We start from the raw sequence: 24069 nt of genomic DNA on the forward strand, positions 1-24069 counted from the left end.
CCGCGATGACCGACCTGCTGATCAGCGGTGGCACCGTCATCGACGGCACCGGGTCGCCGGGCGTGCAGGCCGACGTCGTCGTCGACCGCGGCCGGATCGTGGCCGTCGGCAACTACTTGCCCGGCAGCGACGTGCTGCGGGCCGACCGGAAGATCGACGCCACCGGGCTGGTCGTCGCGCCCGGCTTCATCGACATGCACGCGCACTCGGATCTGCAGATCCTGGCCAACCCGGATCACACCGCCAAGGTCAGCCAGGGCGTCACGCTGGAGGTACTCGGCCAGGACGGGCTGTCGTTCGCGCCGATCGACAAGGCGACCCGGAAGGCATTGCGTCGCCAGATCGCCGGCTGGAACGGCGAGCCCGACGACTTCGACTTCTCCTGGTCCACGGTCGGCGGCTATCTCGACCGGCTCGACCGAGGGATCGCCTGCAACGCGGCGTACCTGGTCCCGCAGGGCACGCTCCGGATGATGGTGGTCGGTACGGAGAACCGGCCGGCGACCGCAACCGAGATTGCCGAGATGAAACGGCTGCTGGCCGACGGGCTCGGGGATGGCGCGGTGGGGATGAGCAGCGGGCTCACGTACCCGCCCGGGATGTTCGCGGATAACGCCGAACTGGTCGAGCTCTGCAAGGTCGTCGCGCAGTACAACGGCTTCTACAGCCCACATCACCGCTCGTACGGGAAAGGCGCGCTCGAGGCGTACGGCGAGATGATCGAGGTGGCGCGGCAGTCCGGCTGCGCGCTGCACCTGACCCACGCGACGATGAACTTCGAACCCAACAAGGGCCGCGGACCCGACCTGCTGGCGATGATTGACGACGCACTCGCGGACGGCGTCGACATTACCATCGACAGTTACCCATATTTGCCTGGGGCAACTACCTTGTCGGCGATCCTGCCGAGCTGGAGCACCGAGGACGGCGCGGACACGCTGCTGGCCCGGTTGGCCGATCCGGCCGTCCGCGAGCGGATCACCTTCGAGCTGGAGCAGGTCGGCACCGACGGATGCCACGGCTGCGTGACGGACTGGAACACCATCGAGATCGGCGGGGTGAAGAACGAGGCCCTCAGCGGCGTGGTGGGCCGCACCGTCGCGCAACTCGCCGCCGACAGCGGCCAGAAGCCGGCCGAGGTGTTCTTCGACCTGCTGATCCAGGACAACCTCGCGACCACGATCCTGCAGCACGTCGGGCACGAGGAAAACGTGCGGGCGATCATGCGGCACCCCACCCACACCGGCGGCTCGGACGCGATCCTGGTCGGCGGCAAACCGCATCCGCGGGCGTGGGGGACGTTCCCGCGGTACCTCGCGTACTACGTCCGCGAACTCGGGGTGCTCGAGCTCGCCGACTGCATCCATCATCTGACCGGCCGGCCGGCGCGACGGCTGAGACTGTCCGATCGCGGGCTGGTCCGCGAGGGGTACCACGCGGACCTGGTGCTCTTCGATCCCGCCGGGGTGCGAGACACCGCCACCTTCGACAACCCCCGCCAGCAGGCCGAAGGCATCCCCTGGGTGCTGGTCGGCGGGGTCCCCGTCATCGAGAACGGGCACCGCACCGACGCTCTGCCCGGTCGCGCCATCCGCCGTAGTTTCAGGAAGGAATTCAGATGACCACGCTGGAGCTGCTCCGCACCGACCGGGTGCTGAGCGTAGTCCGGGCACCCGCGCTCGACGACGCCCGCTACCTGTGCGGCGCACTCGTTGCCGGCGGCATCCATGTGATCGAGCTGACGTTCACCACCGCGGACCTCCCCCGGCACCTCGAGCGTGCCGCGACCGGCGATACGGGTGCCGTGGTCGGCGCAGGCACCGTCCAGACGGCCGCCCAGGCGCGCTCGGCGGTCGACGCGGGCGCCGCGTTCCTGGTGACACCGGGCCAAGGCCCCGAAGCCGCCGCGATCGTTGCGGCGGCACACGACGCCGGGATCCCCGTCATCCTGGGCTCCTTCACCCCGTCGGAGGTGATGACAGCACTCGCACTCGGCGCGGACGCGGTCAAGATCTTCCCCGCCCACCACCTCGGCCCGAAGTACCTGAAAGACCTCAACGGCCCTTTCCCCGGTGTCCCACTGGTCCCCTCTGGCGGAGTCAACGCCAGCAACGCCCGCCAGTTCCTGGAGGCCGGCGCCCTCGCGGTGAGCGCCGGCACCGATGTCGTCTCTCCCGCAGACATCACCTCCGCCAACTGGTCCCAAATCACCACCAACGCAAAGGCCTTCTGCGCCGCTCTCAGCTGATGCCGATCAACTCCAGGACCGGGCCCTCGTGGAGGGCTGTGTAGACCTGGTTGCGGAGGTGGTTGGCCTCGGCGTCGGTCAGGGTGTGGTCGAGGGGTCTGAGGACGAGTCTGATCAGGGCGTTTCGCTGGCCTGGTTGTAGTTGCAGACGAGTGCGGGCTTGTGTGGGCAGGTCTGCATAGGACGTTTCGCTGAGTAGCTCGACGGATTCCGCGGCGTCCGCGTCAGCGCCCAGGGCTTGGCGGACCCGGTCGCCGAGGACCTCGTCCGACAGGTCCGCGTCTGGACCGACCACGATCGACAGGTCTCGTCGTACTGCGGGCATCGCCGAAACCGGCTTGTACGGCAAAAGGTCCAGCAACTGTTCGGCCACTCGGGGATCTGTTGACCGGAGCAACCGAATGTCGCGGATTCCCTTGCGGAGCATGAGAAGGCGGTCGAGGCCGGGGCCCATCGCGAGTCCGGTCCAGCTCTCGTCCAGCCCGGCTTTGCGCAGTACGGCGGGGGCGGCCACTCCGCATTCGCCGATCTCGATCCACTGGTCGTCGAGCAGGACGTCGATCTGGCGGCCGTGGATTGTGTACGGATGGACGGCGGGCACGGTCCGATAGGTCTGGCCCGGGAGGACGGTGGCGACAAGCCGTTCGATCATGTCCTCCAGCTCGGGCTCGCCGAGGGTGACGTTGCGGCTGATGCGCCACAGGTCCAGCTGATGCGGCGTACCGGTGTGTTGCCAGTCGACCGAGTCGCGGCGGTAACAGATACCGGCGCAGACCATCAGGACGTCCGATGCGTCGGAGGCAGCCAGTTCACGCAGCGCGGGCGGGATCATCGCGGAGGTGTGGCTGCGCAGTACCTCGCCCGCAGACGCGTAGCGGGTGTAGCGCTCTTCACGGGTGACCGCGCCCGCGGCGTACCCGAGATTGTCGTAGTTGTCGGCCAGCGAAACGACCGGATGATCTCGCCGGGTCCAGATCTCCGTGTACGGCCAGGCGTTGCCGAGCGCGGTACGGATCTGGTCGACGACCAGCTGGATCGCATGAGGGCCTTGCGCGGGATCAGCGAGGTCGCGGAGGGCGAGGGCAGCGTGCAGTTCTTCGACGGTGAGTACAGCCATGGGTTATCTCTCCTGTGAGCAGCGGGTCCGGGGAACAGACACCCCGACCGGCCGCGGTCACCTCAGGAGAGAGCGCAGCAGCAGCTCACCCCGTCGGCACCACTGTGCCGGCCGGGGCGCGGAAATCGCTGCCCAGAATGCTTCACGTCGTCCACGATACCGCGCGCTCCAGCCGGCCGCTGAACTTTTCCGCGGGCTGTGTGGGGTGGAAGGATCGTCGACATGCGATGGATCGACGGGCTGGAAGCGGCCGCTGCCGACAAGTTGCCGGAGGCTGTGCACCGGTACTTCCGCCAGGGATCGGCCGGTGGCATCAGCGTCGCGGAGGCCACGGCTGCTTGGAACGCCTACCGCTTCCGCCCGCACGTGCTGACCGATGTGTCGACGGTCGACCTCACGACCACTGTCCTCGGCACGCCGGTCGACCTCCCCGTGCTGGTCGCACCGACAACCATGCAACGGCAGGCGGACCCCGACGGCGAGGTGGCGATGGCTGCTGGTGTCGGAGCCGCGAACTCAGTGGTCGGAGTCTCCAGCAACGCCGGTACTACGTTCGCCGCGATCGGCGCGGTCGGTACGCCCTGGTGGTTGCAGATCTACGTGGTGAAGAACCGCGACATCACCTTGCGAATGCTGGACGCGGCAGTCGCGGCCGGCGCGCGGGCCGTAGTACTGACTGCTGACACACCTGTGGTGGGGCGCAAGGAGGATGACGGGCCGTCGGTCTGGGAGGTGGTGCCGCCTGGGCAGATCCTGGCCAACCTCGAGGAGGGCGTGTACGGCGAGGAAGATCTGGGCAAAGCCGATGACCTCACCCCGGACGTGATCGGCTGGCTGGCCGAGCGCACTGGGCTGCCGGTGCTGGTGAAGGGTGTACTCCGCGGCGACGACGCCAAACGTTGCTCCGACGCGGGCGCGGCGGGCGTGATCGTGTCCAACCACGGCGGCCGCCAGCTCGACGGGTCGATCCCCACCGCCCGAGCCCTCCCCGAGGTAGCCGCTGCCCTCGCCGGCACTTCCACCGAGATCTATGTGGACGGCGGAATCCGTCGCGGTGAACACGTACTGACTGCCCTCGCCCTCGGCGCCCGAGCGGTCTTCGTCGGCCGGCCGGCCTTGTGGGCCCTCACAGTCGACGGCTCCCCCGGCGTGACCCGCCTCCTCACCGACCTGGGCGACGAACTCGACCACGCCCTCCGCCTGATCGGCGCCCGTCGCGTTGCGGACCTGACCCCCGATCTCCTCGCCACCTGAGCTACTGGCGGGGTTTGACTCGTTTGGTCGGGGCGGCCGTCAGGGGGTCTTCCGGCCAGGGATGACGTGGGTAGCGGGCCCGCAGCTCGGCGCGGACCTGCGGATAGCCCTGGATCCAGAACGATGCCAAATCGCTGGTGATCGCGACCGGACGTCTCGCAGGTGAGAGCAGTTGAAGCACCACCGGTACGCGGCCGTCGGCGACCATCGGGGTCGCGGTCCAGCCGAACACTTCTTGCAGCTTCACGGCCAGCACCGGCGGCTCGGCCCCGTCGTACATCAGCCGTATCCGTGAGCCGGACGGCACTGGAAGCGACTCCGGCGCAAGCTCGTCGAACCGGGTGGCAGCAGGCCACGGCAGCAACCGTCGCAGTGCGGACGCCACGTCGATGCAGGTGAGGTCGCGCGCACCACGGACCGTCGCGAGTTCTTGGCCGATCCAGTCGTCGAGGCTTGCAAGCAGGGCGGCATCGTCGACTGCCGGCCAGGGTGCGCCGAGGTGCGCATGGCAGAACGCGAGCCGGGTGCGAAGAGCGAGGGCGGCGTCGGACCAGCGCAGTACGGCGAGACCTTCGCGACGCAGCCCGTCGCGTACGGCGGCCTGCACGAGCAGCGGGTCGGGTTTGGCGAGCGGTACGTCGTTCAGCACGATCGCACCGAACGCCTCGACGCGGCGAGTCACGATACGCCCGTCTTCCCAGCGGATCTGATCGGTGGACGACACCAACTCACCGGCGACTGCCCGAGCCGTCGCCTCGTCGATGGGTGCGGCGGAGCGGATCCTGGCGTCGGCGCGGCCCGGCGCTCGATCGGCGACCGCGATCGCCAGCCACTGCAGGTTTCGCAGTGGGGAGTGTGGATCGAGGGCCGCGCCGGTACCGCCAGACATCTGATACGTCGCCGAGTCGACCCCACGAGCCCGCGCAATCCGATCCGGATAAGCCAACCCCACCACAATCCCGGCGGCCAGGTCATCGGGAACTACTGCGTCGTCCGAGGCGGAGTTCTGCGGCTGCTGCTCGACCCCTCGGGCTAGGCGTTTTGTTTCTTCTCGCCAGCGGCTGGTGGCGGCGCGATCGTCGCCTCGGCGGAGGGCACGCCAGCGCGCCGGGAGGTCGTCGCCGTCGCGGGTGGAGTCGTCCGAGAGCATCGCGACGATCTCGCGGGTTCGCTCGGCACCGACCCACGGCGTACCGTCCAGCAGCGCGCGAGCCAGCCGCGGATGCGCACCGACCGCCGCCATCCGCTGTCCTCGTGCAGTGATCCGGCCGCCGTCGTCGATCGCGTCCAGCCGGCGCAGAAGCTCGGTCGCCGCAGTCATCGACACGACCGGCGGCGCCTCCAACAGAGCAAGCCCGTCACCACCAGGCGCACCCCAGGCAGCGAGATCGAGCGCGAAGGAGGCCAGGTCCGCGGTAGCGATCTCCGGCGCCGGGTGATCGTCGAGATGCGCGTGATCAGTGGCAGACCAGCACCGATAGACCCGACCAGGCGCCTCCCGCCCCGCCCGGCCGGCCCGCTGTTCGGCCGACGACTTCGAGACCCGGCAACTGACCAACGCACCGAGACCGCGGGACTGATCGGTCCGCGGCTCACGGGCCAGACCGGAATCGACCACCACCCTGACCCCAGGCACAGTCAGCGAACTCTCCGCGACGGAGGTCGTCACCACAATGCGCCGCTCGGCACCCGGCGCCAAGGCACGATCCTGCTCCGCCCGCGACTGCCGACCGAACAACGGCAGCACGTTCTCCCCAGCCAGCCGACGCGTCACGCCGTTGATCTCGGCCTCACCGGGGACGAAGACGAGGATGTCACCGTCGTTCTCGGCCAGTGCCCGCCGGACCACCGCGGCAACGTGATCCAGGAGCCGCGGATCGACCCGGCCGCCGGGAAGCAACGGCACCGGGACCGGCGGCGGCGCCCACTCGATCGCGACGTCGAACCTCGCAGCCGACGCGGTGACGACGGGCGCCGGGCCGTCGGTGGCGAGGGCGCGGCTCAGCTTTTCTGTGTCCGGAGTTGCCGAGGTCGCGACGATGGCCAGGTCGTCGCGCAGGTTCGCACGGATGTCGACGCAGAAGGCGAGCAGAAGATCGGCATCGAGATGACGCTCGTGGCATTCGTCGATCACGACTGCGGCGATGCCGGGGAGTTCGGGGTTCTGCTGCAGGCGCCGTACGAGGAGGCCTGTTGTCACGACCTCGACCCGAAGGTCCTTTCCGCCACTGCGCTCGCCACGCATCGCGTAGCCGATCCGCCGGCCGAGCGGTTCACCGATCAGGGCAGCCAGCCGGCTTGCGGCAGCGCGGGTCGCCATCCTGCGCGGTTCCGCGACGATGACAGTGCCGTCGAGAGCATCGGCCAGCGCGAGCGGCAGCAGCGAGGTCTTCCCCGACCCAGGCGGCGCGACGAGAATCGCCGTCCCACGCGACCGCACCGCCTCAACGGTAGCTGGCAGAGCTCCCCGGACAGGCAGATCCGCACCGAGCACAGACCGATCAGGAAGCAACACGAACCCGACGCTAACCGACCAGTGCTGGGCTGGTGCTCCCCGGACGCAGAAGGTGTGCCGAACGACAGGTAGTGCACCAGCGAAACACCGTACGCCCGGGTCGACCCACGCCTGAGCGCCCTACCTGAGCGACCACTTCGAAAGCCGGCTGCTGGAATACGCCCGTTGGCTCGTGTCCAACGGGAAGTGGCAACAGCACACCGACGTTTTCTCGCGGGCGAACGATCGGGGCAATTCGCACTCGCCTCGGCTGGGGGCATACCGACGAATGCTCGAAGCCTACGAACCGATCTGGCGCGGCGTCGTTCGCCGCGGTGGGCGCACGGACTACCTGCTCACCGCCGACGAACTGCGGCAGGTGGCTGCAGCGGCACTGCACCCCAGTCGACGAGCCGGGTACTGAGCGAGTGCGTGAGTTCGGACGGCGGGGCGAGAACGGGCGAAATCGTGATTGCCCGAGCCCCGGAAGTGTGCCGAACGACAGGTAGCGCACCGGCGAAACACCGTATGCCCGGGTCAAACCACGCCTGAGCGCCCTACCTGAGCGACGACTACATCCTGTCCTTCGGCACGCAGCCCGTCGCGTGCCGGCTGAGGGTCACTTCCGATGAACCTGTACTTCGTTGCCGTCGGGATCGAGGACTTTGATGTAGGTCCCCCAGGGCTCCTCCACCGGATCGGTGACCTCAGCACCGGCAGCGCGCAACTGCTCCACCGTGGCCTCGATGTCATCACAGGCAAAGGTGAGGTACGCACCCCCCGGCTTCTTACCGAAAGCCTCCGCCGCCGACAAGACGATCGACGTCTGACCTTCCGGAGGCGCAATCTCCAACCAGCGCGCCCCCGGCCACATCTCCTCGTCCCGCACGACCGAAAACCCAAGCTTGTCGACGTAAAACGCCCGCGACGCTTCCTGATCCGCCACATACATCACCGCGGCACCGATGTGAGTGATCACTGTGCTTCCTCCCTGACATCCCCTCGAACCTGACCGGGCGGCGCGACCACCGTACCCACCCCGGCCCGGCACCTCCTTCTCCAAAATTGCTGAGCTTTAGGCCCCGCCCCTTGCGTTGTAATGTCTCGGGCATGCGTGGTGCCCTGTGATCGCTGATGTAGACCTGCACTGGTCACGTCCTCGGGAAGGCACCGGAACCGGGGTACTGGTCTTGGCCGGGTCCAGCGGCCGGCTCGACAGCGGCCGGGCGGACGTCCTGGCGTCCGCAGGAGCCACCGCCTTGGCGTTGCGCTGGTTCGGAGGCGTCGGGCAACCCACGGTGCCGTGCGAGGTGGCCCTCGAAACCTTCACCCAAGCACTCGACCTACTGGCGGCCGACTGCGATCGGCTCGCGGTGATGGGACTGTCCTATGGCGCCGAAGCAGCACTCCTCACGGCGGTACGGGATCCCAGAATCGCTGCCGTTGTTGCGTTGGCGCCAACAGACGTGGTCTGGGAAGGGCATCACCAGGACGACGCCGACCCACCCCGAAGCAAGTGGACCTGGGACGGCGAACCACTGCCTTTCGTCCCACTGGACCGCAGTTGGGTCCCCGATGGTCCGATACCGGCGTTTGCTTCGCACTACCTACGCAGCCGGGAAGCGGCCGGCACCGCGGTCGTCGAGGCCGCCCGAATCCCGATCGAACACTTCCGCGGTGACCTCGTCTTGGTCGCAGGTGGCGACGACCAGGTATGGCCAAGCGTGTCCCACGCACGCGCCATAGCAGCAAGCCGAACGGCACACGGCCTGGACACAGTCGTAGTCGAGGACCCGGCAGCTGGCCACCCCATCACCCTCCCGGGAGAAACCCCAGCAAACCCAACCCGCCCTTACCTCGTCGGAGGCAACCCAGACGCCGCGAAGCGCCTGGGAAAGCTCGCTTGGCCAGCGATCCGCACAGCCCTGAATCTGCACTGACCTCAGCTTGCACGCCGGTGCGCCCTTCACCGACTGCAGGCGCAGCCCCGCCGCCACCCATCGCCATCGCCAAGCACAGCGACGCAGGAACTCCGAGCATCTACCCCATCTCGCCTGCACGAAGCGGCGACGCAGGAGCCGCGAGCACCCACTACCCCACGCAGTCACGCAGCGACCACCTCCACGCCGCTCGCTTTCACCAAGCAGGCGACGGAGGAGCCTGCGCGCACTCGCCGAGGGGTGGGCGGGAGCACCCGGAGCAGCGAACGACGGAGGAGCGAGCAGCGCAGGGCGCCGTGGGGTCAACCCACGCGGCAAGCTCACGCAGGTCGGCTGACACCTCTCGCCTTCACCAAGCAGGCGACGCAGGAGCCCGCGCGCACTCGCCGAGGGGTGGGCGGGAGCACCCGGAGCAGCGAACGACGGAGGAGCGAGCAGCGCAGGGCGCCGTGGGGTCAACCCACGCGGCTAGCCCACGCAGGTCGGCTGACACGTCTCGCCTTCACCAAGCAGGCGACGCAGGAGCCCGCGCCGCACTCGCAAAGGGCGGGCGGGAGCACCCGAAGCAGCGAGCGACGCAGGAGCGAGCAGCGGAGGGAGGCGTGGGGTACTTCCCGGAGTACGCAAAAGACCCCGGTCACCAGACCGGGGCCTTTCGGACGAAGAGAACTGAGGCTCAGGCCTCGACGTTTTCCTCGAGCAGGTTGCGGGTGGCGTTCGGGTCTACCTGAACGCCGGGGCCCATCGTCGTCGAGAAGACGGTCTTCTTGATGTAGCGGCCCTTGGAGCTGGAGGGCTTCAGCCGGAGAATCTCCTCCAGTGCGGCGCTGTAGTTCTCCACCAGCTGGGCCTCGTCGAAGGAGACCTTGCCGATGATGAAGTGCAGGTTCGCGTGCCGGTCGACGCGGAACTCGATCTTGCCGCCCTTGATGTCGGTGACAGCCTTCGTCACGTCCGGGGTGACCGTTCCGGTCTTCGGGTTCGGCATCAGGCCACGCGGGCCGAGGACGCGACCGAGCCGGCCGACCTTGCCCATCATGTCCGGGGTGGCGACGACGGCGTCGAAGTCGAGCCAGCCGTCGGTGACCTTCTTGATCATGTCGTCGTCGCCGACGTAGTCGGCGCCGGCGGCCAGTGCGGCCTCGGCCTTCTCACCGGTGGCGAAGACGAGGACCCGTGCCGTCTTGCCGGTGCCGTGCGGAAGGTTCACGGTGCCGCGGACCATCTGGTCGGCCTTGCGGGGGTCGACCCCGAGCCGCATCGCGACGTCGATGGTCGAGTTGAACTTCTTGCCGGTCGCACCCTGCTTGGCGAAACGGATCGCCTCGAGCGGGGAGTACAGGTGGTCGAAGTCGATCTTTTCCGCGATCGCGCGGTAGCTCTTGCTGCGCTGTGCCATTTCTTCTCCTGTGTACGGACGCTTACTCATCGTCCGGTGTGGTGATGACGGGCGAACTTCTCGCCCTTCCACTCCTGCTGGTTCACCGAGGTGAACCGGAAAGAGGTACTACTTCTCGATCGTGACGCCCATGGAACGGGCGGTGCCCTCGATGATCTTCATCGCGGCGTCGATGTCGCGGGCGTTCAGGTCCGGCATCTTGGTGGTGGCGATCTCGCGGACCTGGTCCTTGGTGATCTTGCCGACCTTGTCCTTCTGCGGGACGGCCGAACCCTTCTGCAGGCCCGCGGCCTTCTTGATCATCTCCGGCGCCGGCGGCGTCTTGGTGATGAACGTGAAGGAGCGGTCTTCGTAGATGGTGATCTCGACCGGCACGACGTTTCCGCGCATGGACTCCGTCTGGGCGTTGTACGCCTTGCAGAACTCCATGATGTTGACGCCGTGCGGACCGAGCGCGGTACCGACCGGCGGGGCCGGGGTCGCGGCGCCGGCCTGGAGCTGCACCTTCACGAGGGCAGCGATCTTCTTCTTGGGAGGCATTGTCTCGGGTCCTTAGACTTTCTGGATCTGGCTGAAGCTGAGTTCCACCGGGGTCTCCCGGCCGAAGATCTCCACCAGCGCCTTGATCCGCTGGGCGTCGGCATTGATCTCCGTGATGGTGGCGTGCAGGGTCGCGAACGGCCCGTCGACGACCATGACCGAGTCGCCCACACCGAAGTCGGCGACCTCGACCTTCTTCTTGGCCGCGGTCTTGGTGGGGGCGGCGCCGGTCTCGGCTGCCGCTGCCTCGGCCGCCGCCACGACGGCCGGGGCGAGCATCTTCTCGACCTCTTCGAGGCTGAGCGGGACGGGCTTCTGGCTGTTCCCGACGAAGCCGGTCACCGACGGCGTGTGCCGCACGGTCGACCAGGACTCGTCCGTCAGGTCCATCCGGACCAGCACGTAGCCGGGAAGCACGGTGCGCTTCACCATCCGGCGCTGCCCGTTCTTGATCTCGGCGACCTCTTCGGTCGGCACGACGATCTCGAAGATGTAGTCCTCCATGTTCAGGGAGTTGATCCGGTTCTCCAGGTTGCCCTTGACCCGGTTCTCCATCCCTGAGTACGTGTGCACCACGTACCAGTCGCCGATCTGGGAGCGCAGCGTGCTGCGCAGCTCCTCCAGCGGGTCGCCCGGCTCGGCCGGCTCGACCTCCTCGGCCTCAGCTTCGTCGTCGTCGGAGTCGTCGGAAACGACCTCGTCGGAGTCCTCGTCGGCAACGGCCGGCTCGTCCACGACATCCTGTACGTCGTCCGCGGCGGCGACCTCGTCGTCGTCGGAGTCGTCGGAGTCGTCGGCGGCTACCACCACCACCGGCTCGTCGTCGGAGTCGTCGGTGTCCGCGGCGCCTTCCTCGGCGTCGTCGTCGGCGACGTACTCACTGTCGGCGGCCACCGGTACGTCGTCCTCGTCGGCGTCGACCTCGACCTCGAGGTCCGCGAACAGGTCGTCGTCATCGTCATCGTCGTCGGAGTCGTCGAAACCCAAGTCGAGATCGAGGTCGTCGTCGGAGTCAGCGGATACGTCGAACTCGTCCTCCACGTCGAGGACCTCGTCGTCGCGCTGGTCGGACACGTTGTACTCCGTCATCTGTGCATCGGGTGGTGGAACCGGTGGGCTCCGGCTGGTGGTTCGATCGGCTGGAGCGTCAGCCGAAGATCTTGAACATCGCCCAGCCGAAGGCGAGGTCGAGCACCGAAACGATCGCGATGACGAACACCACGAAGGTCAGCACGACCACGAAGTAGGTGGACAGCTGCTTGCGGGTCGGCCAGACCACCTTGCGGAGCTCGGCGACCACCTGGCGGTAGAAGCGCAGCAGGCGGTTTCCCGACTTGCTGTCCGCAGGCTTGCCGGCGCCGGACGGTGCCGGCGTGCGCGTCTCCGTCACGACCTACCTCTTTCGCTAGCGGCGGCCTGGCCGGCGTGGTGCCGGTCAGGATTTGCAGGGCACGAGGGACTTGAACCCCCAACCTTCGGTTTTGGAGACCGATGCTCTGCCAGTTGAGCTAGTGCCCTCTGCAAAGTTCCAGACGCCGCTGGACCTGATCTCGGGCATGCCGAGTCAGGGCCATCTACGCCCGGACTAGAAGAGTGTACGGGGTCAGGGCCACCTGGTCGAACTGAGCCCCAGGGTGCTCCCGGTCCCCGCCACGGCGCCGAACTCCCGTGGGCCTCCGGCCGGACGTCGTACTGCGGGCAGAACCTTACCGTCTCCACGCAGCTGCCAACGCGGGGGGCCGGTCCACAGTTCCGGCCGCCGCCCGGCCACGGTCGCGGTCCTGCGTTCGGCGGGCGTTTCGGGCGGCGTTCCGGTCACCAGGCGATACCGAGATGTCAGCGCCGGGTGAGCAGTGCCAGGATGGGAGCCATGGTCTCCCGCATCTCCGCACGTATCGGTGCAATCAGTGAATCGGCCACCCTCGCTGTCGACGCGAAGGCGAAGGCCCTGAAGGCGGCCGGGCGCCCGGTGATCGGCTTCGGCGCCGGTGAGCCGGACTTCCCGACCCCCGACTACATCGTCGAGGCCGCCGTCGCGGCGGCCCGCGATCCGAAGAACCACCGCTACAGCCCGGCGGGCGGTCTGCCGGAGCTGAAGCAGGCCATCGTCGAGAAGACGAAGCGGGATTCGGGGTACGAGATCGAGGCGAGCCAGGTGCTCGTCACCAACGGCGGCAAGCACGCGGTCTACAACACGTTCGCGACGCTGCTCGACCCGGGCGACGAGGTGCTGCTGCCGGCGCCGTACTGGACCACCTACCCGGAGGCGATCCAGCTGGCCGGCGGCGTGCCGGTCGAGGTGCTGGCCGACGAGAGCCAGAACTACCTGGTCACCGTCGAGCAGCTCGAGGCGGCCCGGACCGAGAAGACCAAGGCGCTGCTGTTCTGCTCGCCGTCCAACCCGACCGGCGCGGTGGACACCCCGGAGGCGGTCGAGGCGATCGGCCGCTGGGCGCTGGAGCACGGCATCTGGGTGATCACCGACGAGATCTACGAGCACCTCACCTACGGCGACACCAAGTCGACCTCGCTGCCGGTCGTCGTACCGGAGCTGGCCGGCCAGACCGTCGTCCTGAACGGTGTGGCCAAGACGTACGCGATGACCGGCTGGCGGGTCGGCTGGATGATCGGCCCGAAGGACGTCATCAAGGCCGCCACCAACCTGCAGTCGCACCAGACCTCCAACGTCTGCAACGTGGCCCAGCGCGCCGCGATCGCCGCCCTGACCGGTGACCTGAGCGCGGTCGACGAGATGAAGGTGGCCTTCGACCGGCGCCGCAAGACGATGGTCCAGATGCTGAACGACATCCCGGGTGTCGAGTGCCCGGAGCCGACCGGCGCGTTCTACGCGTACCCGTCGGTGAAGGGTGTGTTCGGCAAGGAGATCAACGGCAAGGTCGCGAACACCTCGGCCGAGCTGGCCGCGATCATCCTCGACGAGGCCGAGGTCGCCGTCGTACCGGGTGAGGCGTTCGGCGCTCCCGGCTACCTGCGGCTGTCCTACGCCCTGGGCGACGCCGACCTGACCGAGGGCGTCTCCCGGATCGCCAAGCTGCTGAGCTGACCGGCCCGCCTGCCGAGCCTCAGCTCGGCCGCAAGACCCCATCGGCAGACCGCCCGGTTTCCACTCCCGGGCGGTCTGTCGGTAACCTTCTGTAATGACGGATCGGGACCTGCGGCTGCTGCCCAAGACCCACCTGCACCTGCACTTCTCCGGGTCGATGCGGCACCTCACCCTGGTCGAGCTGGCCGACAAGCACGGGGTCCGGCTCCCGGACGCGCTGCGCACCGAGTGGCCGCCTGACCTGTCCGCCGCCGACGAGCGCGGCTGGTTCCGCTTCCAGCGCCTGTACGACGTCGCCCGGTCCGTACTGCGTACCGAGGACGACGTCCGCCGCCTGGTCCGCGAGGCCGCCGAGGACGATCGCGCGGACGGCTCCCGCTGGCTCGAGATCCAGGTCGACCCGTCCGGCTACGCCAGCCGCTTCCGCGGCATCACCGAGTTCACCGATCTGGTCCTCGACGCAGCGCGGGACGCCGCCGCGAGCACCGGGATCGCCGTCCAGGTGGTGATCGCGGCCAACCGCACCAGACACCCGCTCGACGCGAGGACGCTGGCCCGGCTGGCAGCGCAGTACGTCGGGCGCGGGGTGGTCGGGTTCGGCCTGTCCAACGACGAGCGACGCGGTACTACGTCCGAGTTCGCCGCCGCTTTCCGGATCGCGCGACAGGCGGGGCTTCTCGCAGTACCGCATGGGGGTGAGCTCTGTGGTCCTGCAACGGTGCGGACCTGTCTCGACGAGCTTGGTGCCGGGCGGATCGGGCATGGGGTGCGTTCGGTCGAAGATCCGGACCTGCTGAAGCGCGTTGTCGACGCCGGAGTCGCGCTGGAGGTCTGCCCGGCCTCCAACGTGTCGCTGGGCGTCTACCGCCGGCCGGAGGACGTGCCGTTGCGCCAGCTGTACGAAGCGGGCGCGAAGATCGCACTGGGCGCCGACGACCCGTTGCTGTTCGGTTCCCGGCTCGCAGAGCAGTACGAGACAGCTCGAAGCGTGCACGGCTTCACCGACGAAGAACTGGCCGGCCTGGCCCGAGGCTCCGTCCTCGCGTCGACCGCACCACCCGACGTCCAGAAGACCTTGCTCGGCGAGATCGACGACTGGCTCGGAGTGAGCGAGCCGTCCATCACCGCCGCGCCGGTGCCGGCCTAACCCTCGACGACCGCAGCCTGGCCAGTGCACAAGAAGTGCTTGTCAGGTGCACCTGGAGGGCATTGCGGCAGGCTGGGCGCGGGCCTAACTTTGCGACATGATGCCGACGAAGATCCTGTTGCCTGAGGACGAGCTGCCGACCCGCTGGTACAACGTGCTGCACGATCTGCCGACGCCACCGCCGCCGGTGCTGCATCCCGGCACGGGACAGCCGGTGGGGCCGGATGATCTGGCTCCGCTGTTTCCGATGGACCTGATCATGCAAGAGGTCTCGCAGGAGCAGTACATCGACATTCCTGGCGAGGTGCTCGACGTCTACCGGCTGTGGCGGCCAAGTCCGCTCTACCGGGCGCATCGGCTGGAGAAGGCGCTCGATACGCCGGCCCGGATCTACTACAAGTACGAAGGTGTCTCCCCCGCTGGGTCGCACAAGCCGAACACCGCAGTACCGCAGGCGTACTACAACGCGAAGTCCGGCGTGCGGAAGCTGACCACCGAGACAGGTGCCGGTCAGTGGGGCACGGCGCTCGCGTTCGCGTGCGCGCAGTACGGGCTGGAGTGTGAGGTCTGGCAGGTGCGGGCGTCGTACGACCAGAAGCCCTACCGGCGGACGATGATGGAGGTCTTCGGCGCGACCGTGCACCCGAGCCCGTCTGACCTCACCGCAGCCGGCCGGCAGATCCTTGCCGAGAACCCAGACTCCACCGGCTCGCTCGGCATCGCGATCAGTGAAGCGGTCGAGATGGCGGTGCAGGATCCGGACGTTCACTACGCGCTCGGCAGCGTGCTCAACCACGTGCTGCTGCACCAGACGATCATCGGCGAGGAGGCGCTGATCCAGCTCGCGATGGTCGGCGAGACCCCGGACGTCCTGGTCGGCTGCACCGGCGGCGGCTCGAACTTCGGCGGCCTCGCCTTCCCCTTCCTGCGGGAGAAGTGGGCGGGCCGGATGTCACCCGTCGTGCGCGCGGTGGAGCCGCAGGCCTGCCCGACGCTGACGCAGGGCACCTACGCCTACGACTTCGGCGACACGATCGGGATGACGCCGTTGATGAAGATGCACACGCTCGGCCACGACTTCGTCCCGGACCCGATCCACGCCGGCGGTCTGCGGTACCACGGGATGAGCCCGCTGATCAGCCACCTCTACGAGACGGGCGAGATCGAGGCGATCGCCAAGGCGCAGTCGGAGTGTTTCGCGGCCGGCGTGCTGTTCGCCCGCTCCGAGGGCATCGTGCCCGCGCCCGAACCCACCCACGCGCTGGCCGCCGCGATCGACGAAGCCCAACGCTGCAAGGAGTCCGGCGAGGAGAAGGTGATCCTGACGGCCCTGTGCGGACACGGTCACCTCGACCTGGCGGCGTACGACGCCTACCTGTCCGGCGCGATGACCGACAAGGCCTGGGACGACGCCGACCTGCAGGCCTCCGTCGCCGCGGCCCTCGAGCGGCTACCAGCTGTCTAGAACCGTCGCCACCAGGGCTTGGGGGTCTTCGCGACGGCTGACAGCCAGTCCGCGGGGATCGCCCAGCCCTTGGCGGTGATGGCGTCGAAGTACTGCGCCTTGAGGCTGTCCGGCAACCAGTACGTCGCACTGGCGCGCGAGGCCTCGAAGTACGTCGTGCGACTCCCCTCGCTCCACACCGTTGCCAGCGGCGAGCAATAGGCGAGCCGGGTGAAGTCCCAGCGGGCTTGCTCGTCGTCGAGGTCGTACGCGCGTTCGGTGGTCGTCAGCAACCGTCGCTTCGGCGGCGGCTCGTTGTCGACGGCATCGATGAGACTCTGGACGACCGCGCGGTCGTCGGTCATCTCGTCCGGCAGCGCGAGCAGAACCGGATCGAGCACCGCCGAGCCGATCCTCGGCCGGGCGACCTCGAGGAAGGTCTCCAGCAACGCGAACGCCTCCTCCGCGCGGCCGAACAACGACAGCTCGGCGTGCAGAGTGGTGACGGGTTCGGGCATGCCTCACCCTAGCCAGACCCTCAAGCGGGGCAGGGAATCGGGGCATGTCGGGGCAACTTGGGGCAGCTGGTCCACAGCGGCCCTGAAGAGCATCGCGGAGCGTGTCCGGACACCTACAGTTACCGCCATGTCAGAGCCGAACGAGTTGTTGCGAGCCGCCCGCGAACGGACTCCGTCGCCCAGTACGCCGGGTGCCCACATGTCCCGCGCGGAACTTGCCGAGGCGGTCTGCGCCTGGCTCTGGGCGACCACCGACACGAGGTACGAACTGGACGGGCACTACATCGCCAAGCTCGAACGGGGCGCGGTGCGCTGGCCGGGCGCGGCGTACCGATCGGGGCTCCGCCAGGTGCTGAACGTTGCCACCGACAGCGAACTGGGCTTCACCCAGGCCGGCGGACCCGGGCCGCTGTGCCCGGAAGGGAGCAGTTGCTCGATGGCCGGGATGGAGGACGAGCTGATCGACTCCGGCGACGAGTCGATCTCGCTGCTCGCACTCGCCGAGGAGTCGAACGTCGGCGGCCTCACCGTGGAGCAGTTGCACGCCGACATCCAGCGGATCGCCCAGAACTACCTGAAGGTGCCCACCAAACCCCTGTTCCAGCGCAGCGTCGCCATCCGGGACCGAGCCTTCCGGCTGCTGTCCGGCCGCCAACCACCCCAACAGACCCGAGACCTGTACGCCGCCGCCGGCTGGGCCCTCACCCTGCTCGGCTGGATGTCGGTGGACCTGGGCCGCCCGGACGTCGCCGAGAGCCATACCCGGACGGCATGGGCGTGTGCCGACGCCTCCGGCTACAACGAGCTCCGCGCCTGGGTCCGGGCCACTCAGCACACGGTGGCGTTCTGGCAGGACGATGTGGAGCATGCGGCCGAGTTCGCCCAGGACGGACTCCAGTACGCCGCCGGCAGCTCCGCACTGTTCCTGGCCTCCGCCGCGGCCCTCGATCTGGCCCGGGCAGGCCGGACCGACGAGGCACGGGAAGCGCTCGACCAGGCCCAACGCACCACACCCGACAGCGCCGTCCCCGAAGTCGGCGGCGTCTTCCTCTGTACGCCGGAACGTGCCGCCGGCCTCTGGTCGGACACCCACCTGGCACTCGGTGAGCCACGGCTGACGCTGGAGCACGCCGATCGCAGTGTCAGCCTGTTCGAGCAGGCGCCGCATGCGGTGCGCAACCCGGGTTCCGAGCGGATGGTCCGGTTGCAGCAGGTGAAGGCGCATCTCCTGCTGGGCGAGCTCGACGGCGCCAGGGAGTGCCTGACGCCGGTGCTCGCCACCAAAACGGAGTACCGGATGCGGCCGTTGATCCACCGGGTCAGTGAGGTGGCCGCGCTGACCCGGACGACGCAGTACGCCGAGGACCCCAAGGCGCAGGTGCTGCAGCAGGCGATCCGCGAGTTCGTCCGCTTCCCGGCCACCATCCGAGACCCACTGGAACAGGCAACCAGCAAGGTCAACGCCTAGAGGCTGCAGTTCACCAGGACGGGCTCGTTGACGAGGGTGATGCCGAAGGCGTGCTGGACCTGGTTGCGGACGTGGGTCGCCAGCGCCAGAAGTTCCTTCGAACTGGCGTTGCCGCGGTTGGTGAGGGCGAGCGTGTGCTTGCTGGAGACCGCGGCGTCGCCGATCGCGAACCCCTTGGCGACTCCCGCGTGCTCGATCAGCCAGGCCGCGCTGGTCTTCACCCGCCCGTCCGGCTGCGGCCACTGCGGCGCACCGGCCGGTACTTCGGCCGCGGTGTCGAGCAGGGGATTGGTGAAGAACGACCCGGCGCTCCAGGTGTCGTGGTCGGCCTCGTCCAGCACCATGCCCTTGCTCCGGCGCAACCCGAGCACGGCTTCGCGCACCTCGGTCATCGGGGCGCGGGACCCCGGCTCGACATCGAGCACCCGGGCCAGCTCGGCGTACCCGATCGGGGCCGACAGGTCGCCGAGTGGCAACTGGAAGGCGACCTCCAGGACGGCGTACCGGCTGGGGTCTTCCTTGAAGCGTGAGCTGCGGTAGGAGAAGCCACAGTCCGCGGCGAAGATCGTCCGTACTGCGTTGTCGACCCGGTCCCAGACCCGCACCGAGGCGATCGTCTCGGCCACCTCGTGCCCGTAGGCGCCGACATTCTGGACCGGCGTCGAGCCTGCGAGCCCGGGGATGCCGGACATGGACTCCAGGCCGCTCCACTCCTCAGCGATCGCGTGCTGGACGACCGCGTCCCAGTCCTCGCCGGCCTGGACGTGGACCATCGCACCGGAGCACGCGTCCGCGTCGGGCCGGATCCCGCGGGTGGCGACCTTGATCACCGTGCCGCGGAAACCCTCGTCGCCGATCACCATGTTGCTGCCGCCGGACAGCAGCAGCACCGGCTGGGCGGCCGCGTCGGCCTCGCGGATCGCGTCGATCAGGTCCTGTTCGGTGGTGACCTCGACCAGGCGGTCGGCCGGGCCGCCGATCCTCAGCGTGGTGAAGTTGGCCAGCCGGATGTCCTCGGAGACAGCAGGAGTGCTCACGAGACGCGCACGACCGCCCGGGCGCGGCCGAGCACCTTTTCCTCGCCGGCCAGCGCGGTGATGTCGATCTCGGCCAGCCCGTCGGTGACCTTGTCGACCTTCGCCGAGAAGGTCACGGTGGCACCCTTGTCGTCATCCGGTACGACGACCGGCTTGGTGAATCGCACGCCGTACTCGACCAGGTCTGCCGGGTCGTCCAGCCAGTCGGTGACCACGCGAGCCGCGCTGGCCATCGTGAGCATGCCGTGTGCAATCACGCCGGGCAGCCCGAGGGCGGCCGCCATCCGGTCGCTCCAGTGGATCGGGTTGAAATCGCCACTCGCACCGGCGTACCGGACGAGGTCCTCGCGCCGCAGGGTGACGGTCAGCGCGGGCAGCTCGGTACCAACCTCGACGGTCCTCATGCATCCGCCCGGTTGTGAGAGATCGTCGACGCGGAGGTGGCGATCGGGTCGCCGTCGACGGTGGTCAGCGCGGTCTCGTACATGATCACCTCGACGTCACCGGCCTTGCGCACGGTGGTGATGGTGGCGGTCGCGGCGATCTCGTCGCCGGCCTTGATCGGGCGGGTGTAGCTGAACTTCTGCGCGCCGTGCACGATCCGGTCCAGCCGCAGCCCGAGGTCAGCGTCGCCGAGCAGCTCGATCAGCGCCGAGTTGGCGACCATGAACGCGAAGGTCGGCGGCGCGACCGCGTCGTCGCCCCGGTACGCCGGGTTGGGGTCACCGATCGCGTCGGCGAACTCCCGGATCTTCTCCCGGCCGACCTGATAGGACTCGGCGGCCGCATAGCTCCGGCCGACCATCGTGGCGTCGATCGTCATATCGAGTAACCCTACTGGCAGACTTGGAGGCCGAGTGCCGCCACCCACTCCTTCCCGAGAGATGGAAAGGTTGGACGTGTGACGGCAGGACGTGCGGGGATAGCCGCCTTGGCTCGCTTCGCCCCGAGGTACGGGCTGGAGATCGGGGAGCCCACCGGGGCCGACTGGCTGCGGGTCGACCGGCTGCTCGAACCGGACGGCCCGGAGCTGACCGAGTTGCTCAAACGCGACCACGAGGCAAGCGACCACGTCTCGGCCCACGCGAACGCGCTGAGCCTGATGTCGTTCTACGCCGGCCGCGCGCCCGCCACCGCACTGCTCCTCTGGGCCCTCGAAGGCCGCGTCCTCGACATCCGCCCGGCCAACCTGTGGGTGAAACCCCATGACGGCCACGGACTCGCCTCAATCGCGATCCGCTCCGCCCGCTTCCTCCCCGGCGGCCTGCCGACCCTGTACGACGTGGTGCTGACGCAGCACCTGCTCCCCCTCTCGGCAGAGCTCCACCGCCGCACCCGCGCCGGCCTGCGGCAGCTGCATGGCGGAGTCGCCGCAGGTTGCGCGATGGCGTTCTGCGCGGCCACCCGCGAGGAGGAGGCGGTAGCCCCGTCGTACCTCCTCGAACGCTGGCAGACCTTCGTCACCAAAGCCCCAGGCGGTCTAGCCCGCCTAGGTGAGGTCACCGAGGCCGCCGGCAAGCTGGTCTACCTCCGCAACACCTGCTGTCTCTATTACACGAGCGAGAAAGGCTGCGGCGCTCTCTGCGGCTCCTGCTGCCTGACGCCGCGGGAGGACCGGCTGATCGCCTACGAAGGCGGCCGGCCGATCCTCACCGTCTGAGAGCCATCAGCTCTCGGCGTCGCCCATCACCAGACCCTCGATCGTGTGCTTCTGGTTGATCGGGATCAGTTCGTCCACGATCGGGCAGTGCAGGTGGTCCCGGATCGACTGCGGCAGCGTCGCCCAGTAGCCCTTGGTGACGGCCAGGTCGTGCCTTTCGGCGTTACCCGCCCCGGGAGCGTCCAAGCCGAAGACCAGCACCGGCCGGGACAACTGCGAGCGGTTCTTGGTACCGCGGTGGATCGTCAACGCCGAGCGGATAGAGATGTCACCCATCTGCGGGTACTTGCGGACAGCCCGTTGCCGATAACGGTCGTAGTGCTCCTTCGGCGGGAACATGCCGTGCTCGAACTCGTCACTGTCGTCCCACTGCGTCCCGGGCGCGATCTCGAACGGCCCCATCTCGTCCGTCGTGTCGACCGTGGTGACGTTGATCGCCAGCGAGGTCAGCCGGCGCTCCGACCGGGTCTCCTCCGGCATCGGGAAGTCGCGGTGCCACGGCTGGTACTCCGCCCCCGGCAGCGGTACGTCGAACCCGACCTCGACGATCTCGTACTGCGGACCGAGCACCGCCTCGGCGACCGCGGTGATCCACGGATGCCCGGCCAGGTCGGCGAAACCGCGGAGTTGCTCGGGATGGATCTCCACGTAGTACCGCTGCGGCCCGCGCCCCACCGCCCCGCCGGGACGCGCCCGCGCCTCCCGGAACGCGATGTCGACGTCCTCACCGAGCCGGCGGACCCAGTCGCGGCTGAACGCTCCCTTGAACCCGACGATGCCGTCGCCGTAAATCTGCTCCTTCGCCGCGTCCACCTTCGCCGCGGTCAGCGGCTCGACCACCGTCCCGGCCTCACCCGTGCTTCCCATCCACTGCCTCCCAGCTTGTCGCGGATCCCAGTGTGACCACTGGCTCTACAACGATGCAATGGTTCGATGGGGACAAGCAAAAGGCCCGCTTCGCCGGAGCGAAGCGGGCCTCTTGGAAGACTGCTGAGGTCAGCGGGTCTCGCGGTGGTCCGTGTGGTCGTTGCAACGCGCGCAGTACTTCTTCAGCTCAAGACGATCCGGGTCGTTGCGCCGGTTCTTCTTGGTGATGTAGTTGCGCTCCTTGCACACCGTGCACGCCAGCGTGATCTTCGGGCGGACGTCGCTTGCCTTGGCCATTACTGCCTCTTCTTTTCAGGAGCACGCAACTTGGGTGATCGTGCTCTCGAGATACCGCGATGGTGGGTAGCGGGGGCGGGAGTCGAACCCGCGACACCACGATTATGAGCCGTGTGCTCTAACCACCTGAGCTACCCCGCCAGAGAGTCCGTCGCTCCACCCGGCGAACCGGGTGGTGCAGCGTTTCTCAGAGCCCCTTTACGGAATCGAACCGTAGACCTTCTCCTTACCATGGAGACGCTCTGCCGACTGAGCTAAAGGGGCGGGCCGAGGAGAGACAGTACACGGTCTCCTACCCCGATGTGAAATCGGGGAGGAAGAGCCCTGCTGGACCCCTCGTCCGACCAGAGAAGCATACCGGTTCCCCAGAGTCCTTCCGACCAGTTTTACACCCGATTCCAGACCCGCCCCGGGTACGCGGCCCGCAGTACCGGCATGACGTCCGTCACGAACCGCTCGACACTCTCCCGGCTCACCCGCTCGGGCAGCCCGGACACCTCCAACGAGACCCCGGACAGCCCGCACCCGAAGGCCTCCTGGCACCGCCCGAACTTGTCAATCACCTGCAAGCGTTCGTGCGGGCGTGAGCTGGTGCCCGCTGGTCGGGTCCGGCGAGTTGTCGATCAGTGTGTACGTACAGAACTCCACCTGCGCTTCTTCTCGCCGGCCGTGACCGGGAGGGGCAGGTGGTTGCCGATGATCGGGGCGGGGCAGGTGCCGAAGGGGGTGAAGGCGAAGGGGAGGTTGATGGCCCAGTTGAAGTCCACGACGACAGTCCGGTCACCCTGCACGCGCCCGGTGATGACCGCGCGCCAGGCAGCCGTCTCGTCGCCGTTCGTCTCGTCATGGAACGACAGCGACACCCGCCCCTCCACCGCCGGCGGTCGCAACCAGCTCGTACGCCGAATCGCCGAGCGCCAGGTGAACCGTCCCGATCGCGTTGACGCACTGTCTCCTCGTACGGCGTGAAATGCCCTGTGACGACCCATGCCGGGTTGACCGCGGTCTGCGGCGTAGCCGGTCGGGAGATAGGGCAGGCCGGTTGAGGAGGCGGCGTTCGCTGGCGCCGCCTCCTCGGGATAGTTGCTGTGGGCCCCTTGTTGTTGTCGCTTCTGCTTGCTCTCGGGCGTCCAGGGCGGGTACGTCGAACACCGGCACCTTGGTCGCAGGGTCAGAACCCGGCGATGGCTACTCGTTGCCGTTGCGCGCCGTACACCCGACATCTCGCCGCCTGCGGAAGCTCGCCGAGCCCCAGTGCCTCGGCGACGTTCCGCAGGGTGGATGTGTGTACTTCAGAGCGAGGTGGGTACTCCCAGTACCTCAGAGAGTCGAGCGGTCAGAGCCGACACAGGGCGCTGGAGACGCGTTGCAGGTCGATGTGGAGACGGTAGTAGGCGAGTTCACGCCGGGCTGGTTCCGACATCACCGTCTCCTTCCTGCGGCCTGGTGAAACCAGTATGCGAGGACGTCGAAAGGATAGTAAGTCAGTCGACAAACCTCTCATATTCTGGACGCCCATAGCGGGTCGAGAGGGCCTTCAAACGGTATGACGCGAGTGATCCGCGTCACGCCCGG

At 68.2% G+C, this 24069-nt stretch carries 26 protein-coding genes and 3 tRNA genes; 10 read left to right on the top strand and 19 right to left on the bottom strand.

Translation table 11 applies throughout. The annotated features are described in order from the left end of the window. The first annotated feature begins 5 nt into the window (after positions 1–5). Complete coding sequence (locus AB0F51_RS12095; RefSeq protein ID WP_360278020.1) at positions 6–1622, top strand: D-aminoacylase; 1617 nt, start codon at positions 6–8, stop codon at positions 1620–1622. Beyond that, complete coding sequence (locus AB0F51_RS12100; RefSeq protein ID WP_360278022.1) at positions 1619–2248, top strand: bifunctional 4-hydroxy-2-oxoglutarate aldolase/2-dehydro-3-deoxy-phosphogluconate aldolase; 630 nt, start codon at positions 1619–1621, stop codon at positions 2246–2248. Before AB0F51_RS12095 ends, AB0F51_RS12100 begins: the two co-directional genes overlap by 4 nt. Here the strand turns inward: AB0F51_RS12100 and AB0F51_RS12105 are convergent. Further along, entirely contained in the window at positions 2241–3365 is a 1125-nt protein-coding gene (locus AB0F51_RS12105; RefSeq protein WP_360278025.1) for a hypothetical protein, read from the bottom strand. The two genes, AB0F51_RS12100 and AB0F51_RS12105, sit on opposite strands and share 8 nt — an antisense overlap. Positions 3366–3587: 222 nt before the next feature. Between AB0F51_RS12105 and AB0F51_RS12110 the strand changes: the two genes are divergently transcribed. Next, positions 3588–4619 carry an alpha-hydroxy acid oxidase gene (locus AB0F51_RS12110; protein WP_360278028.1) on the top strand — a complete coding sequence of 344 codons (1032 nt, stop codon included), beginning with the start codon at positions 3588–3590 and terminating at the stop codon, positions 4617–4619. A 1-nt stretch (position 4620) separates the two neighbouring features. On the opposite strand, the gene hrpB is transcribed toward AB0F51_RS12110, so the two are convergent. Then, positions 4621–7134, bottom strand: coding sequence for an ATP-dependent helicase HrpB (gene hrpB / locus AB0F51_RS12115; protein ID WP_360278031.1), 2514 nt, complete (start codon positions 7132–7134; stop codon positions 4621–4623). Between the two features lie 151 nt (positions 7135–7285). On the opposite strand from hrpB, the gene AB0F51_RS12120 reads away from it, so the two are divergent. Beyond that, positions 7286–7537 (top strand): YfbU family protein, encoded by a 252-nt coding sequence (locus tag AB0F51_RS12120; RefSeq protein WP_360279713.1) that lies wholly within the window; start codon positions 7286–7288, stop codon positions 7535–7537. A 195-nt stretch (positions 7538–7732) separates the two neighbouring features. Here AB0F51_RS12120 and AB0F51_RS12125 read toward each other — a convergent pair whose 3' ends face one another. Continuing rightward, the gene (locus AB0F51_RS12125) at positions 7733–8092 is read right to left on the bottom strand and encodes a VOC family protein (protein WP_360278033.1); all 360 of its coding nucleotides are present in this window, start codon (positions 8090–8092) and stop codon (positions 7733–7735) included. A gap of 145 nt (positions 8093–8237) precedes the next feature. Between AB0F51_RS12125 and AB0F51_RS12130 the strand changes: the two genes are divergently transcribed. Next, the gene (locus AB0F51_RS12130; RefSeq protein ID WP_360278035.1) at positions 8238–9053 is read left to right on the top strand and encodes an acyl-CoA thioester hydrolase/BAAT C-terminal domain-containing protein; all 816 of its coding nucleotides are present in this window, start codon (positions 8238–8240) and stop codon (positions 9051–9053) included. Between the two features lie 676 nt (positions 9054–9729). Here AB0F51_RS12130 and rplA read toward each other — a convergent pair. From rplA to AB0F51_RS12155, 5 genes are all read right to left on the bottom strand, one after another. Beyond that, complete coding sequence (gene rplA / locus AB0F51_RS12135; RefSeq protein ID WP_360278037.1) at positions 9730–10452, bottom strand: 50S ribosomal protein L1; 723 nt, start codon at positions 10450–10452, stop codon at positions 9730–9732. A gap of 108 nt (positions 10453–10560) precedes the next feature. Beyond that, positions 10561–10992 carry a 50S ribosomal protein L11 gene (gene rplK / locus AB0F51_RS12140; RefSeq protein WP_020388147.1) on the bottom strand — a complete coding sequence of 144 codons (432 nt, stop codon included), beginning with the start codon at positions 10990–10992 and terminating at the stop codon, positions 10561–10563. A 12-nt stretch (positions 10993–11004) separates the two neighbouring features. Next, positions 11005–12081: a transcription termination/antitermination protein NusG gene (gene nusG / locus AB0F51_RS12145; protein ID WP_360278041.1), complete on the bottom strand. Its 1077-nt coding sequence runs from the start codon at positions 12079–12081 to the stop codon at positions 11005–11007. A gap of 58 nt (positions 12082–12139) precedes the next feature. Beyond that, positions 12140–12382 carry a preprotein translocase subunit SecE gene (gene secE / locus AB0F51_RS12150; protein ID WP_360278044.1) on the bottom strand — a complete coding sequence of 81 codons (243 nt, stop codon included), beginning with the start codon at positions 12380–12382 and terminating at the stop codon, positions 12140–12142. A gap of 55 nt (positions 12383–12437) precedes the next feature. Continuing rightward, a tRNA-Trp gene (locus AB0F51_RS12155) sits at positions 12438–12510 on the bottom strand. 352 nt (positions 12511–12862) lie between these two features. On the opposite strand from AB0F51_RS12155, the gene AB0F51_RS12160 reads away from it, so the two are divergent. From AB0F51_RS12160 to AB0F51_RS12170, 3 genes are all read left to right on the top strand, one after another. Continuing rightward, positions 12863–14056, top strand: coding sequence for a pyridoxal phosphate-dependent aminotransferase (locus tag AB0F51_RS12160; protein ID WP_360278047.1), 1194 nt, complete (start codon positions 12863–12865; stop codon positions 14054–14056). A 94-nt stretch (positions 14057–14150) separates the two neighbouring features. Continuing rightward, complete coding sequence (locus AB0F51_RS12165) at positions 14151–15203, top strand: adenosine deaminase (RefSeq protein WP_360278049.1); 1053 nt, start codon at positions 14151–14153, stop codon at positions 15201–15203. Positions 15204–15300: 97 nt separating this feature from the next. Further along, positions 15301–16668, top strand: a complete 1368-nt coding sequence (locus tag AB0F51_RS12170) for a TrpB-like pyridoxal phosphate-dependent enzyme (protein ID WP_360278052.1) — start codon at positions 15301–15303, stop codon at positions 16666–16668. Here the strand turns inward: AB0F51_RS12170 and AB0F51_RS12175 are convergent. Beyond that, complete coding sequence (locus tag AB0F51_RS12175; protein ID WP_360278054.1) at positions 16665–17165, bottom strand: hypothetical protein; 501 nt, start codon at positions 17163–17165, stop codon at positions 16665–16667. The two genes, AB0F51_RS12170 and AB0F51_RS12175, sit on opposite strands and share 4 nt — an antisense overlap. 127 nt (positions 17166–17292) lie before the next feature. On the opposite strand from AB0F51_RS12175, the gene AB0F51_RS12180 reads away from it, so the two are divergent. Beyond that, on the top strand, positions 17293–18633 hold the full coding sequence (locus AB0F51_RS12180) for a hypothetical protein (protein ID WP_360278057.1): 1341 nt from the start codon (positions 17293–17295) through the stop codon (positions 18631–18633). Here the strand turns inward: AB0F51_RS12180 and AB0F51_RS12185 are convergent. From AB0F51_RS12185 to AB0F51_RS12195, 3 genes are read right to left on the bottom strand one after another with little or no spacing between them, the layout of a single operon-like run. Next, positions 18630–19670, bottom strand: coding sequence for a UDP-N-acetylmuramate dehydrogenase (locus AB0F51_RS12185; protein ID WP_360278060.1), 1041 nt, complete (start codon positions 19668–19670; stop codon positions 18630–18632). The genes AB0F51_RS12180 and AB0F51_RS12185 overlap by 4 nt on opposite strands. Beyond that, positions 19667–20074: a MaoC family dehydratase gene (locus AB0F51_RS12190; protein WP_360278063.1), complete on the bottom strand. Its 408-nt coding sequence runs from the start codon at positions 20072–20074 to the stop codon at positions 19667–19669. The genes AB0F51_RS12185 and AB0F51_RS12190 overlap by 4 nt, the downstream gene beginning before the upstream one ends. Continuing rightward, entirely contained in the window at positions 20071–20493 is a 423-nt protein-coding gene (locus tag AB0F51_RS12195) for a MaoC family dehydratase N-terminal domain-containing protein (RefSeq protein ID WP_360278066.1), read from the bottom strand. Before AB0F51_RS12195 ends, AB0F51_RS12190 begins: the two co-directional genes overlap by 4 nt. 78 nt (positions 20494–20571) lie before the next feature. Between AB0F51_RS12195 and AB0F51_RS12200 the strand changes: the two genes are divergently transcribed. After that, positions 20572–21330, top strand: a complete 759-nt coding sequence (locus AB0F51_RS12200; protein ID WP_360278069.1) for a hypothetical protein — start codon at positions 20572–20574, stop codon at positions 21328–21330. Positions 21331–21336: 6 nt separating this feature from the next. Here the strand turns inward: AB0F51_RS12200 and AB0F51_RS12205 are convergent, their stop codons facing one another. The 7 genes from AB0F51_RS12205 to AB0F51_RS12235 all read right to left on the bottom strand — a co-directional run bounded on the left by AB0F51_RS12205 (position 21337) and on the right by AB0F51_RS12235 (position 24013). Beyond that, on the bottom strand, positions 21337–22197 hold the full coding sequence (locus AB0F51_RS12205; protein WP_360278071.1) for a phytanoyl-CoA dioxygenase family protein: 861 nt from the start codon (positions 22195–22197) through the stop codon (positions 21337–21339). A gap of 129 nt (positions 22198–22326) precedes the next feature. After that, positions 22327–22494, bottom strand: coding sequence for a 50S ribosomal protein L33 (rpmG, locus tag AB0F51_RS12210; protein ID WP_020388160.1), 168 nt, complete (start codon positions 22492–22494; stop codon positions 22327–22329). A gap of 67 nt (positions 22495–22561) precedes the next feature. Then, positions 22562–22635 (bottom strand) — tRNA-Met (locus tag AB0F51_RS12215). A 50-nt stretch (positions 22636–22685) separates the two neighbouring features. Next, positions 22686–22758, bottom strand: a tRNA-Thr gene (locus AB0F51_RS12220). A gap of 122 nt (positions 22759–22880) precedes the next feature. Continuing rightward, positions 22881–23057 carry a hypothetical protein gene (locus tag AB0F51_RS12225; protein WP_360278074.1) on the bottom strand — a complete coding sequence of 59 codons (177 nt, stop codon included), beginning with the start codon at positions 23055–23057 and terminating at the stop codon, positions 22881–22883. 60 nt (positions 23058–23117) lie between these two features. Continuing rightward, on the bottom strand, positions 23118–23357 hold the full coding sequence (locus tag AB0F51_RS12230; protein WP_360278077.1) for a DUF1684 domain-containing protein: 240 nt from the start codon (positions 23355–23357) through the stop codon (positions 23118–23120). A 473-nt stretch (positions 23358–23830) separates the two neighbouring features. Next, positions 23831–24013, bottom strand: coding sequence for a putative leader peptide (locus AB0F51_RS12235; RefSeq protein ID WP_360278079.1), 183 nt, complete (start codon positions 24011–24013; stop codon positions 23831–23833). Between the last annotated feature and the right edge of the window lie 56 nt (positions 24014–24069).

The organism is Kribbella sp. NPDC023855, from assembly GCF_040639475.1.
Classification (GTDB): Bacteria; Actinomycetota; Actinomycetes; order Propionibacteriales; family Kribbellaceae; genus Kribbella.

What these genes read in the sequence shown, in the direction of transcription:
- rpmG (WP_020388160.1), bottom strand. Translation starts at nt 22,494, where the DNA reads ATGGCCAAGGCAAGCGACGTCCGCCCGAAGATCACGCTGGCGTGCACG.
- AB0F51_RS12100 (WP_360278022.1), top strand. Translation starts at nt 1,619, where the DNA reads ATGACCACGCTGGAGCTGCTCCGCACCGACCGGGTGCTGAGCGTAGTC.
- AB0F51_RS12170 (WP_360278052.1), top strand. Translation starts at nt 15,301, where the DNA reads ATGATGCCGACGAAGATCCTGTTGCCTGAGGACGAGCTGCCGACCCGC.
- AB0F51_RS12180 (WP_360278057.1), top strand. Translation starts at nt 17,293, where the DNA reads ATGTCAGAGCCGAACGAGTTGTTGCGAGCCGCCCGCGAACGGACTCCG.
- AB0F51_RS12235 (WP_360278079.1), bottom strand. Translation starts at nt 24,013, where the DNA reads ATGGGCGTCCAGAATATGAGAGGTTTGTCGACTGACTTACTATCCTTT.
- nusG (WP_360278041.1), bottom strand. Translation starts at nt 12,081, where the DNA reads ATGACGGAGTACAACGTGTCCGACCAGCGCGACGACGAGGTCCTCGAC.
- AB0F51_RS12195 (WP_360278066.1), bottom strand. Translation starts at nt 20,493, where the DNA reads ATGACGATCGACGCCACGATGGTCGGCCGGAGCTATGCGGCCGCCGAG.
- rplA (WP_360278037.1), bottom strand. Translation starts at nt 10,452, where the DNA reads ATGGCACAGCGCAGCAAGAGCTACCGCGCGATCGCGGAAAAGATCGAC.
- rplK (WP_020388147.1), bottom strand. Translation starts at nt 10,992, where the DNA reads ATGCCTCCCAAGAAGAAGATCGCTGCCCTCGTGAAGGTGCAGCTCCAG.
- AB0F51_RS12160 (WP_360278047.1), top strand. Translation starts at nt 12,863, where the DNA reads ATGGTCTCCCGCATCTCCGCACGTATCGGTGCAATCAGTGAATCGGCC.
- AB0F51_RS12110 (WP_360278028.1), top strand. Translation starts at nt 3,588, where the DNA reads ATGCGATGGATCGACGGGCTGGAAGCGGCCGCTGCCGACAAGTTGCCG.
- AB0F51_RS12095 (WP_360278020.1), top strand. Translation starts at nt 6, where the DNA reads ATGACCGACCTGCTGATCAGCGGTGGCACCGTCATCGACGGCACCGGG.
- AB0F51_RS12105 (WP_360278025.1), bottom strand. Translation starts at nt 3,365, where the DNA reads ATGGCTGTACTCACCGTCGAAGAACTGCACGCTGCCCTCGCCCTCCGC.
- AB0F51_RS12165 (WP_360278049.1), top strand. Translation starts at nt 14,151, where the DNA reads ATGACGGATCGGGACCTGCGGCTGCTGCCCAAGACCCACCTGCACCTG.
- AB0F51_RS12205 (WP_360278071.1), bottom strand. Translation starts at nt 22,197, where the DNA reads ATGGGAAGCACGGGTGAGGCCGGGACGGTGGTCGAGCCGCTGACCGCG.
- AB0F51_RS12190 (WP_360278063.1), bottom strand. Translation starts at nt 20,074, where the DNA reads ATGAGGACCGTCGAGGTTGGTACCGAGCTGCCCGCGCTGACCGTCACC.
- AB0F51_RS12175 (WP_360278054.1), bottom strand. Translation starts at nt 17,165, where the DNA reads ATGCCCGAACCCGTCACCACTCTGCACGCCGAGCTGTCGTTGTTCGGC.